The 14868-nt window shown below is 63.2% G+C and carries 15 protein-coding genes; 11 read left to right on the top strand and 4 right to left on the bottom strand.

The window, feature by feature from the left end; genetic code table 11:
- Position 1: 1 nt before the first annotated feature.
- The 3 genes from C5J24_RS07375 to C5J24_RS07385 are packed head-to-tail and all read left to right on the top strand — an operon-like array spanning position 2 to position 2909.
- Positions 2–1315 (top strand): TRAP transporter large permease, encoded by a 1314-nt coding sequence (locus tag C5J24_RS07375; RefSeq protein ID WP_105416913.1) that lies wholly within the window; start codon positions 2–4, stop codon positions 1313–1315.
- A gap of 35 nt (positions 1316–1350) precedes the next feature.
- Positions 1351–2331 carry a TRAP transporter substrate-binding protein gene (locus tag C5J24_RS07380; protein ID WP_105417626.1) on the top strand — a complete coding sequence of 327 codons (981 nt, stop codon included), beginning with the start codon at positions 1351–1353 and terminating at the stop codon, positions 2329–2331.
- 56 nt (positions 2332–2387) lie between these two features.
- Positions 2388–2909 (top strand): winged helix DNA-binding protein, encoded by a 522-nt coding sequence (locus C5J24_RS07385; RefSeq protein ID WP_046600437.1) that lies wholly within the window; start codon positions 2388–2390, stop codon positions 2907–2909.
- Here C5J24_RS07385 and C5J24_RS07390 read toward each other — a convergent pair.
- On the bottom strand, positions 2906–3769 hold the full coding sequence (locus C5J24_RS07390; protein ID WP_245446570.1) for an alpha/beta hydrolase: 864 nt from the start codon (positions 3767–3769) through the stop codon (positions 2906–2908). The two genes, C5J24_RS07385 and C5J24_RS07390, sit on opposite strands and share 4 nt — an antisense overlap.
- A 166-nt stretch (positions 3770–3935) precedes the next feature.
- On the opposite strand from C5J24_RS07390, the gene C5J24_RS07395 reads away from it, so the two are divergent.
- The 8 genes from C5J24_RS07395 (at position 3936) to C5J24_RS07430 (ending at position 11676) form a co-directional block, all read left to right on the top strand.
- Positions 3936–5561 carry an AMP-binding protein gene (locus C5J24_RS07395; RefSeq protein ID WP_105416915.1) on the top strand — a complete coding sequence of 542 codons (1626 nt, stop codon included), beginning with the start codon at positions 3936–3938 and terminating at the stop codon, positions 5559–5561.
- A 142-nt stretch (positions 5562–5703) separates the two neighbouring features.
- Complete coding sequence (locus tag C5J24_RS07400; RefSeq protein ID WP_105416917.1) at positions 5704–6840, top strand: ABC transporter substrate-binding protein; 1137 nt, start codon at positions 5704–5706, stop codon at positions 6838–6840.
- Between the two features lie 9 nt (positions 6841–6849).
- A complete protein-coding gene (locus tag C5J24_RS07405) occupies positions 6850–7773 on the top strand; it encodes a branched-chain amino acid ABC transporter permease (protein WP_105416919.1) in 924 nt (307 codons plus the stop codon).
- Positions 7774–7786: 13 nt separating this feature from the next.
- A complete protein-coding gene (locus C5J24_RS07410) occupies positions 7787–8767 on the top strand; it encodes a branched-chain amino acid ABC transporter permease (protein ID WP_245446571.1) in 981 nt (326 codons plus the stop codon).
- Complete coding sequence (locus C5J24_RS07415; RefSeq protein ID WP_105416923.1) at positions 8760–9509, top strand: ABC transporter ATP-binding protein; 750 nt, start codon at positions 8760–8762, stop codon at positions 9507–9509. Before C5J24_RS07410 ends, C5J24_RS07415 begins: the two co-directional genes overlap by 8 nt.
- Complete coding sequence (locus C5J24_RS07420; RefSeq protein WP_105416925.1) at positions 9509–10192, top strand: ABC transporter ATP-binding protein; 684 nt, start codon at positions 9509–9511, stop codon at positions 10190–10192. The genes C5J24_RS07415 and C5J24_RS07420 overlap by 1 nt, the downstream gene beginning before the upstream one ends.
- Positions 10193–10194: 2 nt before the next feature.
- Positions 10195–10707 (top strand): MarR family winged helix-turn-helix transcriptional regulator, encoded by a 513-nt coding sequence (locus tag C5J24_RS07425; RefSeq protein ID WP_037080105.1) that lies wholly within the window; start codon positions 10195–10197, stop codon positions 10705–10707.
- Positions 10708–10746: 39 nt separating this feature from the next.
- Entirely contained in the window at positions 10747–11676 is a 930-nt protein-coding gene (locus tag C5J24_RS07430) for a glutaminase (protein WP_105416927.1), read from the top strand.
- Positions 11677–11723: 47 nt separating this feature from the next.
- On the opposite strand, the gene C5J24_RS07435 is transcribed toward C5J24_RS07430, so the two are convergent.
- From C5J24_RS07435 to C5J24_RS07445, 3 genes are read right to left on the bottom strand one after another with little or no spacing between them, the layout of a single operon-like run.
- Positions 11724–13241 carry a tripartite tricarboxylate transporter permease gene (locus tag C5J24_RS07435; protein ID WP_105402259.1) on the bottom strand — a complete coding sequence of 506 codons (1518 nt, stop codon included), beginning with the start codon at positions 13239–13241 and terminating at the stop codon, positions 11724–11726.
- A gap of 21 nt (positions 13242–13262) precedes the next feature.
- On the bottom strand, positions 13263–13757 hold the full coding sequence (locus C5J24_RS07440) for a tripartite tricarboxylate transporter TctB family protein (protein WP_105416929.1): 495 nt from the start codon (positions 13755–13757) through the stop codon (positions 13263–13265).
- Positions 13754–14698, bottom strand: coding sequence for a tripartite tricarboxylate transporter substrate binding protein (locus C5J24_RS07445; protein WP_046637889.1), 945 nt, complete (start codon positions 14696–14698; stop codon positions 13754–13756). The genes C5J24_RS07440 and C5J24_RS07445 overlap by 4 nt, the downstream gene beginning before the upstream one ends.
- Positions 14699–14868 lie beyond the last annotated feature (170 nt).

Here is a 14868-nt window from a genome sequence, read left to right on the forward strand (position 1 = left end):
CATGAGCACGATCGAACTCGTTGAAATCGCCGGCGTCGTTCTTGTCGCCCTTCTGGCGCTGCTGGCCGGCGGGGTATGGATCGGCATCTCGTTGCTGATCTGCGGCTTTATCGCCATGCTCTTCGTTCCGGGCATCCCCATCGGCGCCGTGCTTGCCACCAATTCCTGGAGCGGCGGCGCATCCTGGTCGCTCGCGGCCCTGCCTCTGTTCGTCTGGATGGGAGAAATCCTGTTCAGGACCCGGCTTTCGGAAGAGATGTTCCGCGGCCTGGCTCCCTGGCTCGGCTGGCTGCCCGGCCGCCTCATGCATGTCAACGTGCTCGGCTGCGGCCTGTTCGGCTCGATCTCGGGTTCGTCGGCCGCCACCACCGCCATGATCGCCAAGATCGCCCTGCCGGAATTGAAGAAGCGCGGTTACGACGAGATGGTCAGCCTCGGTTCTCTCGCCGGCGCCGGCACGCTCGGCATCCTTATCCCGCCGTCGATCACCATGGTCGTTTATGCCGTCGCGGCGAATGTCTCGATCATCCAGATCTTCCTCGCCGGCTTCCTGCCGAGCATCATCGTCATGGTGCTTTATTCCGGCTACATCATCGTCTGGTCGCTTCTGAACCCGGACAAGCAGCCGCCCGCACCGCCGAAGATGAGCTTCATGGAGAAGCTCAAGGAATCGGCCAACCTCATTCCCGTCACGCTGCTCATCGTGCTCGTCTTCGCGACCCTAATCCTCGGCTGGGCGACGGCGACGGAATGCGCGGCCTGGGGCGTGCTCGGTTCGCTCGCCATCGCGGCCTGGTCACGCACGCTGACGATAAAAGCCTTCTGGGACAGCGTCATGGGGGCGACCCGGCTCACCTGCATGATCATGCTGATCCTGACAGGCGCCGGCTTCATGTCGATTGCCATGGGTTATACCGGTATTCCGAACGCGCTCGCCGCCTGGGTCGACAGCTTCAATCTCAGCCCCTATGCGCTTATCGCGGTGCTGACGGTGATGTATATCCTGCTCGGGGCAGCGCTCGACGGGCTGTCGATGATCGTGCTGACCACGATCGTGGTGTTGCCGATGGTCCAGCAGGCCGGTTTCGACCTTGTCTGGTTCGGCATCTTCCTGGTGCTGATCGTCGAGATGGCGGAAGTCTCGCCGCCGGTGGGCTTCAACCTCTTCGTGCTGCAGACGATGAGCGGCCGCGACAGCCTGACCGTTGCCCGCGCCTCGCTGCCATTCTTCTTCCTGCTTGTGGCGACTGTCGCCATCATCACGGTCTTCCCGGAAATCGTGATGGTTCTGCCGAAAATGGCATTCCCGGGCTAACCACAGTGACAAAAAAGGGGACTGATATGAAAAGCTTGCTTTCCAATCTCGTGCGCACCGGCCTTGCGGGCGCAGCGCTGCTCGCCGCCAGCGGCGCGGCCTTCGCCCAGACCGCCTGGGTCCTTCCGTCGGCCTATCCGCCGGCCAATTATCATGTCCAGAACCTGAGCCAGTTTGCCTCGGACGTGGATGCCGCCAGCAAGGGCGCTCTCAAGATCACCATCCATCCCAACGCTTCGCTCTTCAAGGCGCCGGACATCAAGCGCGCCGTCCAGACCGGACAGGCACAGGCCGGCGAAGTGCTGATCTCGCTGCACGAAAATGAAAACCCGGTCTTCGGCATCGACGTCGTGCCGTTCCTGGCGACCAGCTTCGACGCATCGAAGAAGCTCTATGCCGCCTCCAAGCCTGCAATCGAAAAGGCGCTCGACGCCCAGGGTCTCAAGCTCCTCTATGCGACTCCGTGGCCGCCGCAGGGCATCTTCACCAAGAAGGACGTCAACAGCACGGCGGATCTCAAGGGCCTGAAATGGCGCGCCTACAACGTCGGCACGTCGCGCATCGCCGATCTCGTCGGTGCCCAGCCGGTCACGGTCCAGGCGGCCGAACTGCCGCAGGCGCTGGCAACCGGCGTCATCGATGGCCTGATGACCTCGAGCGCCACCGGCGTCGACAGCAAGATCTGGGAATCGCTCACCCACTATTACGACACCCAGGCCTGGATCCCGAAGAACGTCATCTTCGTCAACAAGGCCGCCTTCGCAGCGCTCGACCCGGCTGTCCAGAAGGCCGTCACCGATGCGGCGGCTGCCGCAGAGACCCGCGGCTGGGCGCTCGGTGCCGAAAAGACCGCCGCCTACATGGAAACCCTCAAGAAAAACGGCATGAAGGTTCTCGAACCGAGCGCCGATCTCAAGAAGGGTCTGGCCGATGTCGGCGCCAAGCTGACCGAGGATTGGTCGAAGAAGGCCGGCGCTGATGGCGCCGCCATTCTGGACGCCTACAAGAAGATGTGATTTGAGGGGCGCCGCAGGCATCCGCCTGCGGCGCACTCGTCCCGGGAGGAAAAATCATGGCATCGGAAAAGAGTGAATTCGGCCCGATCGTATCCTCCGGGCACCTGGCGAGCGGCGCATTGCCGGCGCTCTCCGAGATCGAATTCGGCATGATCATGCTGAACCACGCATTCAGCCGCTGGATGGTCCGGTGCATGTCGGCTGCCGGCGTGCCGGATCTCTCGCCGATCGATATCCTCGTGCTGCACAATATCAACAGCCGCAACAAGGCAAAGACGCTGGCCGATATCGCGCTGGTCCTCAACATCGAGGACACGCATGTGGTGACCTACGCGCTGAAGAAACTCGAACGGCTGAAACTGATCAAGTCCGGCCGTCGCGGCAAGGAAAAGCTGGTCATGGTAACGGAAGCGGGCGCCGAAGCCTGCAGGCGTTATGCGGCGGTGCGCGAGGAGTTGCTGGTCAAGTCGGTGCTGGCCACCGAGGTTTCGGGCGAAACCCTGTCGGCCATGGCGGCCCGCCTGCGCGCCCTCTCCGGCCATTACGACCAGGCCGCCCGCGCGGCGGCTTCGCTTTAGGAAAACAGCGCATCCATCAGCGGATGGGCGGGATCCTCCATGCCATCGAGGATGGTGAAGTGATGCTTGTCCGGCTCCTCGACGGCCTCCGTCTCGGCGCCCAGCCCCTTCCATATGCTCGCAAGCAGCGCGTTCTGGCGGATGAACTCGGCACGTTCGCCAGCCCCCACCCAGCAGGTCACCCGAGCGCCGGCAAGCGGCTCCAGCAGGGCAGGGCTTTCCGCTTGCGCTTCCTCGGCGTCGACCCGCTGCTTTTCGTTCATCTTCGTCTTCATGATCGGCCGCAGGTCATGCACGCCGGACAGTGAAACCGTATTGACGATGCGGCTGCGCACCGCTTCCGGCAGCGGGGAGGTGGCCGAGATCATCCGCGTCACCAGATGGCCGCCCGCCGAATGGCCGATCAGCCGGATCGGTCCCGCCACGTCCTCTGCAGCAGCCTCGATTGCCTTGCCGATTTCCAGCGTGATGCCTGCAATGCGGTTTTCCGGGGCCAGCGTGTACATCGGCATGGCGACGGCATATCCGCGCTCTACCGAACCCTTGGCGAACTGCGACCAGTAGCTGTTGTCGAGACCGATCCAGAAGCCGCCATGGACGAAAACCACGAGGCCGGCCGGATCGGTTTCAGGCAGGAAAAGGTCGAAGCGGTTGCGCGGCTTCTCGCCGTAGGAAAGGCCGAGCCTGGCGCGGCCGGCTGTGGCGAGCGCCTCGCGATAGCGTCGTGCCGGCTCCACCCATGCTGCCGGCCAGCGGTCGCCCTGGGGAATGTTGATGCCGTTGGCATAGGCATTGTCCCAGTCGCTGATACGATGACGCATCTTCACTTTCCCCTCGATACGGCTGATTTCGAACGTCATACTGTCACCGCATCAGCCGGCATGGAAGCCCGCCGGAGCTTCAAAAAAGTGTCGGAGGAAAAATTATTACAAACTTAAACTTTCTCTCTTGCAACCGAGGGAAAGCAGTGCTTTTCTGGGCGAAAGGCAAAAAGCCGCTATATAAAAAACGCTTGGGAACGAAAATATGCTGGGACCGTCAGGCCATCTGGATACGTTTGCCCGCGACAATCTTCCGCCGCCGGATCAGTGGCCGGAAATCAGACTTGATAGCTTCGATTATCCGGAATGGATGAATGCGGGCGTCGAACTCACCGACCGCATGGTCGAGCGCGGCTTCGGCGACAACACCGCGCTCATCGGCAACGGCCGCCGCCGCACCTACAAGGAATTGTCCGACTGGACGAACCGCATCGCCCAGGCGCTGACCGAGGACTACGGCCTGAAACCCGGCAACCGGGTGCTGATCCGTTCCGCCAACAACCCGGCCATGGTCGCCTGCTGGCTGGCCGCGACGAAGGCCGGCGCGGTGGTCGTCAATACGATGCCGATGCTGCGCTCCGGCGAACTCGCCAAGATCATCGACAAGGCGGAAATCTCGATCGCGCTCTGCGATACGCGGCTGATGGACGAACTGGTCGCCTGCGCCAAGGAAAGCCGGTTCCTGAAACAGGTGATCGGCTTCGACGGCACCGCCAACCATGACGCCGAGCTCGATCGGGCGGCGCTCAACAAGCCGGTCCGTTTCGAAGCGGTGAAGACCGGCCGCGACGACGTCGCCCTGCTCGGCTTCACGTCCGGTTCCACCGGCGTGCCGAAGGCGACCATGCATTTCCACCGCGATATCCTGATCATCGCCGATGCCTACGCGAAGGAAGTGCTGGACGTGACGCCGGATGACGTGTTCGTCGGTTCCCCGCCGCTCGCCTTCACCTTCGGCCTCGGCGGCCTTGCGGTCTTCCCGCTGCGTTTCGGCGCTGCCGCGACCCTTCTGGAGCAGGCGACGCCGCCCAAGATGATCGAGATCATCGAGACCTACAAGGCGACGATCAGCTTCACCGCGCCGACCGCCTATCGCGCCATGCTGGCGGCGATGGATGCCGGTGCCGACCTGTCGTCGCTGCGCATCGCGGTTTCCGCCGGCGAGACGCTGCCGGCGCCTGTCTTCGACGAATGGGTAGCGAAGACCGGCAAGCCGATCCTCGACGGCATCGGCGCCACGGAGATGCTGCATATCTTCATCTCGAACCGGCTCGGCGATTCCAAACCCGCCTGCACCGGCAAGCCGCTTGCCGGTTACGAGGCGATCGTCGTCGACGACGACATGAACGAGGTGCCGCGCGGCACGATCGGCAGGCTCGCGGTCAAGGGACCGATCGGTTGCCGTTACCTCGCCGACGACCGCCAGATGGATTACGTCAGGGACGGCTGGAACCTGACCGGCGACAGTTTCGTCGAGGACGAGGACGGTTATTTCCACTTCGCCGCCCGCTCCGACGACATGATCGTCTCGGCCGGATACAACATCGCCGGTCCGGAGGTGGAAGCAGCGCTGCTAAAGCATGAGGCCGTGCTCGAATGCGCCGTGATCGGCGTATCCGATGAAGCGCGCGGCACCATCGTCGAGGCACATGTGGTGCTGACCAAGGGTACGGAGGCGAGCGAACCGATGGTCAAGATCCTGCAGGATCACGTGAAGACTGTCATCGCCCCTTACAAATATCCGCGTTCGATCGTCTTCACCGATGCGCTGCCGAAGACAGAGTCCGGCAAGATCCAGCGCTTCCGCCTGAAGCAGAAGCCATCGGCTTAACCATGGTGATTAGCGGTTGAATTTCGCCGTATAACCAGAGTGGAAGTTTCCACGCAAATGTGGAAGACAAAGAAGACCCGGCGGATCTCCAAGTCCGTCGAAGGCATCGGGAACGACACAACAACAAACGGGAGTTCGTCACATGAAGAAAATGCTTGCTGCAGCCACTTTGGCGCTGAGCATGAGCACCGCCGGCATGGCTTTCGCCGAGCCTTTGAAGATCGGCATGATCACCACGCTTTCGGGCGGTGGGGCCGGTCTCGGCATCGACACGCGTGACGGCTTCATGCTGGCGATCAAGAATTCCGGCAACAAGGACATCACCGTCGTCACCGAGGACGATGCGCAGAAGCCGGAACTGGCCGTTCAGATCGCCGACAAGATGATCCAGAGCAATCAGGTCGACATCCTGACCGGCATCGTCTGGTCGAACCTGCTGATGGCGGTTGCCCCGAGCGCGGTGGCCCAGGGCAAGTTCTACGTCTCGACCAATGCCGCCCCGGCAGCGCTTGCCGGCGCCAATTGCAACAAGCTCTATTTCAACGCCGCCTACCAGAACGATAACCTTCATGAAGCCATGGGCGAATATGCCAACAAGGGCTACAAGAAGATGTTCATCCTCGCCCCGAACTATCCGGCCGGCAAGGATTCGCTGACCGGCTTCAAGCGTTATTACAAGGGCCAGCTCGTCGCCGAAGTCTACACGCAGGTCGGCCAGACCGATTACGCCGCCGAAATCGCCCAGATGCGCGCTTCCGGCGCCGATGGCATCTTCACCTTCCTGCCGGGCGGCATGGGTATCGCCTTCATGAAGCAGTTCGCCCAGTCGGGCGTCAAAATTCCGGTCATGGGCCCGGGCTTCTCCTTCAGCCAGGACGTCCTGCCGGCAATCGGCGATGCGGCAGTCGGCGCCAAGGCGTCCGGCCAGTGGGCCCCGGATTTCGACAATGCCGCAAGCAAGAAGTTCCTGGCGGATTTTCAGAAGGAATATAACCGCCTGCCGTCCATTTATGCCGTCCAGGCCTATGACGCAGCCCAGCTCATCCTGTCGGCCGCTTCCAAGGCAAGCGTCAAGAACGCCGATGCCTTTGGCGCCGAGCTTCGCAAGGCCGACATCCAGTCCCCGCGTGGAAAGTTCAAGTTCAACACCAACCAGCATCCGATCCAGGACATCTACCTGACGGAAGTGGTGAAGCAGAACGGCGTCATCACCAACAAGACGGTGGAGAAGATCTTTGCCGATCACGGCGATGCCTACGCCAAAGACTGCAAGATCTAAGGTCCGCCCGTGACTTTGGCACTTGCTCTCGAGCAGTTGCTCAACGGCCTGCAGCTCGGCGTCATGTTGTTTCTCATGGCTGCCGGGCTGACGCTGATCTTCGGCGTCATGGGTCTGATCAACCTCGCTCACGGCTCGCTCTACATGGTCGGCGCATTCGCCTGCGCCACCGTGGCGGCGTGGACCGGCTCGTTCTGGATCGGATTGATCGCCAGCCTCGTCGCGGCCGCCGCCGCCGGGGCGATCGTCGAGCTTGTGGTGATCCGCAGGCTCTACGACCGCGATCACCTCGACCAGGTGCTCGCCACCTTCGCGCTGATCCTGATGTTTTCGGAAGGCACGCGCTGGCTGTTCGGCTCCTTCCCGCTTTATCTCGATATCCCGCCTTTGCTGCAGGGCGCCGTCGCGCTGCCTGGCGGCACGGAATATCCGGTCTACCGCCTGGCGATCATCCTTGCCGGAGCGATCGTCGCTTTCGGCCTCTATCTGCTGATCTCCCGGACCCGCCTCGGCATGCGCATCCGCGCCGGCGAAAGCGACCGCGAGATGATCGGCGCTTTAGGCGTCGATATCCGCACGCTCTACACTGTCGTCTTCGCGCTCGGTGCGGCGCTGGCAGGCCTCGCGGGCGCCATGGTCGGCGCGCTGCAGTCGGTGCAGGTCGGCATGGGCGAACCGGTGCTCATCCTCGCCTTCGTGGTCATCGTCATCGGCGGCATCGGCTCGATCAAGGGGGCGCTGCTCGGTGCCCTGCTGGTCGGGGTTACCGATACGATGGGGCGTTTTCTGTTGCCCAAGATCCTGGCGCTGTTCGTCGCCCCGGCGCAGGCCGGCATGATCGGCGGCGCTGCGGCCTCGATGCTGATCTATATCGTCATGGCGGTCATTCTTGCGGTCAAACCGCGCGGCCTCTTCCCCGCGGCGCATGCGTGAGGCCCCTGGTTCAATGATGACCCTGACCCGCGAAAACCTCATCAACCTCATTCTGGCGGCGATGCTGCTCGCCGTGCCTTTTGCGGCGAACGCGCTCGGCCAGCCGTTCTACATCACGCTGGCGACCCGCATCGCCATCCTCGCGCTGGCCGCGACCGGCCTGAACCTGGCGCTCGGTCTCGGCGGTCTCGTCTCCTTCGGCCACGCAGCCTTCTTTGGTATCGGCGGGTATGTGGCCGGCATTCTGGCGGCCCATGCCTTTTCCGGCGATCCGCTGCTGTTCGGCCTCTCCGGCTCGAAGCAGATGTGGGTTATCTGGATCGTCGCGGTGATCCTGTCGGCCCTCGTCGGCCTGGCGATCGGCGCGATCAGCCTGCGCACCTCGGGCGTCTACTTCATCATGATCACGCTCGCCTTTGCGCAGATGGTCTATTATTTCGCGATCTCCTGGCCCGCCTATGGCGGTGAGGACGGGTTGTCGATCCTCGTCCGCAACCAGTTTCCGGGCGTCAATACCATGCGGCCGCTGACCTTCTTCCTGATCTGCTACGTTGTCCTGCTGCTGGCGCTCGGCCTTTTTGCGCTGATCCGCGCCTCGCGTTTCGGCACGGCGCTGCAGGCGGCACGGCAGAACGAGGTGCGCGTCGCGACCGTCGGCATCCAGCCCTATCGCATCCGGCTCACCGCCTTCGCGATCTCGGCGGCGGTCACGGGCCTTGCCGGCGCGCTGTTTGCCGATCTCAACCGCTTCGTCAGCCCGTCCATGCTCTCCTGGCACATGTCGGGCGAGCTGATCGTGCTGATCATTCTCGGCGGCACCGGCCGGCTGTTCGGGCCGCTCGCAGGTGCCGCGCTCTATGTGATCTTCGAATTTGCGCTCGGCGGCCTCACGGAGCGCTGGCAGTTCTTCCTCGGCCTCATCCTGCTCGCCGTTGTACTGTTTGCGCGCGGCGGTCTTCTGGGCCTGCTTGCCGGAAAGGCCAAACATGGTTGAGCCGGTTCTCCAGATCTCCAATCTCGTCAAGAATTTCGGCGCGCTCCGGGCAACCGACGGCGTGACGCTCGACCTGCGTCCGGGCGAAATCCACGCCCTGATCGGCCCGAACGGCGCTGGCAAGTCGACGCTGATCCACCAGATCTGCGGCACGCTCCGGCAGGATAGCGGCTCGATCCGTTTTGCCGGGCAGGATATCGGCAGTCTTGGAGTTGCCCAGCGCGCCCAGTTGGGCCTTGGCCGCACCTTCCAGGTCTCGTCGATCGCGCCGGAATTTTCGGGCCTGCGCAATGTCATGCTGGCGGTCCAGGCAAAGCAGGGCTCAAGCTTCCGCTTCTTCAAACCGGTCATGCGCGACAGGTCGCTGATCGACACGGCGATGGCCATGCTGGAACGCGTCGGCCTGACGGCGCGCGCCCGCATTCCTGCCGCCGAGCTTTCCCATGGCGAGCGCCGGCAGCTCGAAATCGCCATGGCGCTGGCGCTGGGTTCGAAAGCCTTCCTGCTGGATGAACCGATGGCCGGCATGGGTCCGGAAGGTTCGAAATCGCTGACCCACTTTCTCGATACCCTGCGGCATGAAGCACCGATCCTGCTGGTCGAGCACGACATGGACGCGGTCTTTGCGCTCGCCGACCGGATTTCGGTGCTCGTCTATGGCCGCATCATTGCGACCGGTACGGTGGAGGAGATCCGTCGCGACCCCACGGTGCGCACCGCCTATCTCGGAGACCATGCCTGATGCTGCTCGATGTAACGAAGATCGAAGCGTTTTATGGCGCCAGCCAGGCACTGTTCGGTGTGGACCTCTCGGTTGCCGAGGGTGAGGCCGTCGCCCTGATGGGCCGCAACGGCATGGGCAAGACCACGACGATCCGTGCCGTCTGCAACCTCAATCCCCCACGTGCCGGTGCGGTGAAGATCGGCGGCACGGATACGAAGGGCAAGCGGCCGCATCATGTCGCCAAGCTCGGCATCGGCCTGGTGCCAGAAGGCCGCCGTTGTTTTCCGAACCTCACGGTTCATGAAAACCTTGTCGCTGCCGCACGGCCCGGCCAATGGACGCTGGAACGCGTCAACGAACTCTTTCCGCGGCTTGAGGAGCGGCATGGGCAAATGGCAAGATCTCTGTCGGGTGGCGAGCAGCAGATGCTGGCGATCGGCCGTGCGCTGATGACCAATCCGCGCCTTCTCATTCTCGACGAGGCGACTGAAGGCCTTGCCCCGGTCATCCGCCAGGATATCTGGAAGGCGATCAGGCGGCTGAAAGCCGAAGGTCTGTCGATCCTCGTGGTGGATAAGACGCTTTCGGAGCTTTTGCCGGTTGCGGACCGCTGCGTCATCCTGGAAAACGGAAGAAGCGCCTGGAGCGGCAGGCCCGCGGACCTGACGACGGAACTGCAGGATCGATATCTCGGGGTATAGTCATGGAAGCGGAAGCGGCAAGCGCCGACCTGGAACTGATCGCCCATGGCCCGCATGGGAAGAACAAGCCTGAGACGCGGCTCTGGCTGCGCATGCTTTCCACCACCAAGCTGATCACCACCGAAATCCGCCGCCGGCTCCGCACCGAGTTCGGCGCGACGCTTCCCCAGTTCGATTTGATGGCGCAGCTCTATCGCGAAGCGGACGGCTTGAGGCTGGGCGAGCTTTCCAAGCGCACCATGGTGACGAACGGCAACGTGACCGGGCTGGTGGAGCGGCTGGAGACGGACGGTTTCGTGCAGCGGGTCACGCCGGACGGGGACCGCCGTGTTACCGTCGCCAAGCTGACGCCCGCCGGCACCGAGCTTTTTGTCGCCATGGCAGCCGCCCACGAAGGTTGGCTGCGCGACATCATGGCCGATGTGGACCCGGCGATGATCGCCTCGCTGTGGTCGGAGATCGGCGCGGTGAAAGCTTCTGCCAGCAACCATCTTTCCGGCAGCGCCTTCGAATAGTAAGGCTCGTCTCCGGGCGCAACAATTCGGGGTTAAGAGATGGCAGACCTGCAGGCGATCGTCGACGAGATCCATGACAAGCTGACGCCGCGTCTGGGCGAAGGCAAGGTGGCCGACTACATCCCGCAGCTCGCCCATGTCGATCCGAAGAAGTTCGGAATGGCGATCATCGGTGTCGACGGCCAGGTCTTCAAGGCTGGCGATTGCGACGAGCCCTTTTCGATCCAGAGCGTCTCGAAGGTCTTCACGCTGACGCTGGCGCTCGGCAAGCATGGCGAGACCACCTGGAACCGCGTCGGCCGCGAGCCCTCCGGATCGGCCTTCAATTCCATCGTCCAGCTCGAACATGAGGAAGGTAAACCGCGCAATCCCTTCATCAATGCCGGCGCCATTGCCGTCAGCGATCTCGTGCTTGCCGGACACACGCCGCGCGAGGCGATCGGCGAGATCGTCCGTTTTGTGCGTTACCTGGCGGATGACGATTCGATCGCCATCGATCCGGAAGTCGCGAAGTCGGAGCAGGCGACGGGTTTCCGCAATTTCGCGCTCGCCAATTTCATGCGCTCCTTCGGCAAGCTCGACCATCCCGTCGAACACGTCCTCGGCGTCTATTTCCACCACTGCGCGCTGGCAATGACCTGTACCCAGCTCGCCAAATCGGCCCTTTTCCTCGCCGCATCGGGTCGCAATCCGCTGACCGGGCACACCGTGGTATCGAAGCAGCGGGCAAGGCGCATCAATGCGCTGATGCTGACCTGCGGCCATTACGACGGGTCGGGCGATTTCGCCTACCGTGTCGGCCTGCCCGGCAAGAGCGGTGTCGGCGGCGGCATCATGGCGGTAGCCCCTGGCAAGGCCTCCGTCGCCGTCTGGTCGCCAGGCCTCAATCACAACGGCAATTCGCTGCTCGGTTCGCTGGCGCTCGAAATGCTGGCCACCAGAACCGGCTGGTCGGTATTCGGCCAATAAAAAAACCCGGCCGAAGCCGGGCTTTCAGTTTGCTGGCAGCGTTATGATCAGTCTTCGCTGGCTGCCATCTGCGAAAGAGCGTCGCCGCGTCCGCGTGCGCGCAGGACGAGCGGCAGGATGAGGGCAAGCGCTGCCACGCTCAGCAGCACGGCGGCGATCGGCGAGGTGAACAGCACCGTCACGTCACCCTGGCTGATCGCCAGCGCCCGGCGAAGCTGCTGTTCGGCAAGCGGCCCGAGGATGAGGCCGACGATGACAGGCGCGATCGGATAATCGAAGACGCGCATGATATAGGCGACCAGCCCGAAGACCAGCAGCATGCCGAGCTCGAACACCGAGGGGTTGGCGCCGATCGTGCCGAGTGTTGCGAACACCAGGATGCCGGCATAGAGCCACGGCTTCGGAATGGTCAGCAGCTTCACCCACAGGCCGACCAGCGGCAGGTTGAGCACGAGCAGCATCAGGTTGGCGATCAGCAGCGAGGCGATCAGGCCCCAGACGAGCTGCGGGTTGGTCGCAAACAGCAGCGGACCGGGCTGCAGGCCGTATTGCTGGAAGCCGGCGAGCATGATCGCGGCAGTCGCCGAGGTCGGCAGGCCGAGGGTCAGGAGCGGCACCAGCGTGCCCGCGGCGGACGCATTGTTGGCCGCTTCCGGCCCGGCGACGCCTTCAATTGCCCCGTTGCCGAATTCTTCCGGGTGTTTGGAAAGCCGTTTCTCAGTTGCGTAGGAGAGGAAGGTGCCGATCTCGGCGCCGCCGGCCGGCATCGCGCCGATCGGGAAGCCGATCACGGTGCCGCGCAGCCACGCCTTCCAGGAGCGCCCCCAATCCTGCGCCGTCATCCACACCGAGCCCCTGATCGCTTCGATCTTGTCCGGTGCGGCTTCGCCCTGGGCGGCGATATAGAGCGTTTCGCCGATCGCGAACATGGCGACCGCCATGGTGGTCACCTCGATGCCGTCGAGCAGGTCCGGAACCCCGAAGGAGAGACGGTTCTGGCCGGTCAGCTGGTCGATGCCGACGAGCGACAGCGCAAGCCCGATGAACAGCGAGGTGAGGCCGCGCAGCGTCGAATTGCCGAAGGCCGAGGAGACGGTGACGAAGGCCAGAACCATCAGCGCGAAATATTCGCGCGGACCGAAGACCAGCGCCAGCTTGACGATGTAGGGCGCGATGAAGGCAAGCGCCAAGGTGGCGATCAGGCCGGCGACGAACGATCCGATAGCTGCCGTCGCCAATGCCGGGCCGCCGCGTCCCGCCCGGGCCATCTTGTTGCCTTCGAGCGCGGTGACGATCGAGGCGCTTTCGCCCGGCGTGTTCAAGAGGATCGAGGTGGTCGAACCGCCATACATGCCGCCGTAATAGATGCCGGCGAACATGATCAGCGATCCGGTCGCATCCAGCTGGTAGGTCACCGGCAGAAGCAGGGCGACGGTGGTCGCCGGACCGATGCCCGGAAGCACGCCGACCATGGTGCCCAGCGTCACGCCGATCAGCGCATAGAAGAGGTTCATCGGCTCCATTGCCGACACGAGCCCCTGGAGAAGGAATTCGAATGTGCTCATGATCTTACTCTCAGGGTCACGTCACTGGATCAGGTGTTCGAGCGGGCCTGCCGGAAGCGACAGTTGCAGGACGCCGGCAAAAAGCCACCAGATGCCAAGACAGACGATAATGCCGACCGGAATGCTGATCCACAGCCTGCGGGCGCCGAAACCCGCTGCGGCGAGGCCGAACAGCGTGCCCGTGGCGATCGAGAAACCGGCGATCCGAATGAGGATCATCTGCGCCAGAAGGCCGGCGACGACCCAGGCGACAGGACCGAATTCCTGTTTTTCGCGCGCCGGAAAGTCACGACGAAACGCGGCGAATACGGTCCAGATGGCGAGGCCGATCAGTGCGAAGGCGATCCAGTTGGGAACGGTGGCGGGACCGACCTGGCTATAACCGCCCATGTCCCGCAGCCGGTCGACATCCAGGAAGATGACGGCAGCGACGGCGACGAGGATGGCGGCAATAACAAGCGCCGCCCAATCGGGGCGGCGCTGTTCGGTGCTCGTTTTGTTGTTGTCGAGGCTCATTTAACCAGTCCGATGTCCTTCAGGATGGTTTCAGTCGCGGCAATGTCCTTGGCAAGCTGCGCTTCGAATTCCGGACCGGAGAGATAGGTGTCGATCCAGCCCTTGGTCTTCAGGGTGTCCTGCCAGGTCTTGGACTTGGCGAGCTTTTCGACGTCGGCGGTCACAGCCTTCTTCTGCTCGGGGGTCAGGCCGGGAGCGGCAGCGACCATGCGCCAGTTCTGGATCACGACGTCAAGACCGGATTCCTTCAGCGTCGGGGCATTGATGCCTTCGAGCTTCTTGTCGGAGGAGATGGCGAGCAGACGCAACGCGCCGGCCTTGATCTGCGATTCGAACTCGCCGTAGGACGAGATGCCGGCCGTGACCTGGCCGCCGAGGATGGCGGCGAGTGCTTCACCGCCGCCGGAAAACGCGATGTAGTTGACCTTCGTTGGATCAACGCCGGCAGCCTTTGCGATCAAGCCCGCCGTGATGTGGTCCGTACCGCCGGCCGAACCGCCGCCCCAGGAAACAGCGCCCGGGTTTGCCTTCAGCTTGGCGACGAGGTCGGCAACAGTCTTGATCTCGGAGGCTGCCGGTACGACGATCACTTCGTATTCGCCCGTGAGGCGGGCGATCGGGGTGACGTCCTTCAGGGTGACCGGCGACTTGTTGGTCAGGATGGCGCCGACCATGACGTAACCGCCGACCATCAGGGCGTTTGCATTGCCCTTCTGCTGGCTGGCGAACTGGGCGATGCCGATCGTGCCGCCGGCGCCCGGAACGTTCATGACCTGAACCTTGCCGGAGATCTTCTCGGTCTGCAAAGCGGTCTGCATGGTGCGGGCGGTCTGGTCCCAGCCGCCGCCCGGCGCTGCCGGAGCCATGATCGAGTAGTCGGCCGCAGCGGCCGGAAGTGCGATTGCGCCCGCGAGAAGGGAAGCAAGGAAGAAATGTTTCAAGGGTCGATCCTCCGTTGGCGTCGTAATCCGACGCGATATGTTTGTTGGCGGAACGAGGAAGAGGGTTTGGCAAGCGGGAACCGCTTGGCCGATGTCCTCCCATCGTCAATCGGGTCCCCACCTCCAAATGGGGGCCGAATGCCCTAAGCCAGCATATGAAGCTGACATTA

Source organism: Neorhizobium sp. T25_27 (assembly GCF_002968565.1).
In the GTDB taxonomy this organism is placed as follows: domain Bacteria; phylum Pseudomonadota; class Alphaproteobacteria; order Rhizobiales; family Rhizobiaceae; genus Neorhizobium; species Neorhizobium tomejilense.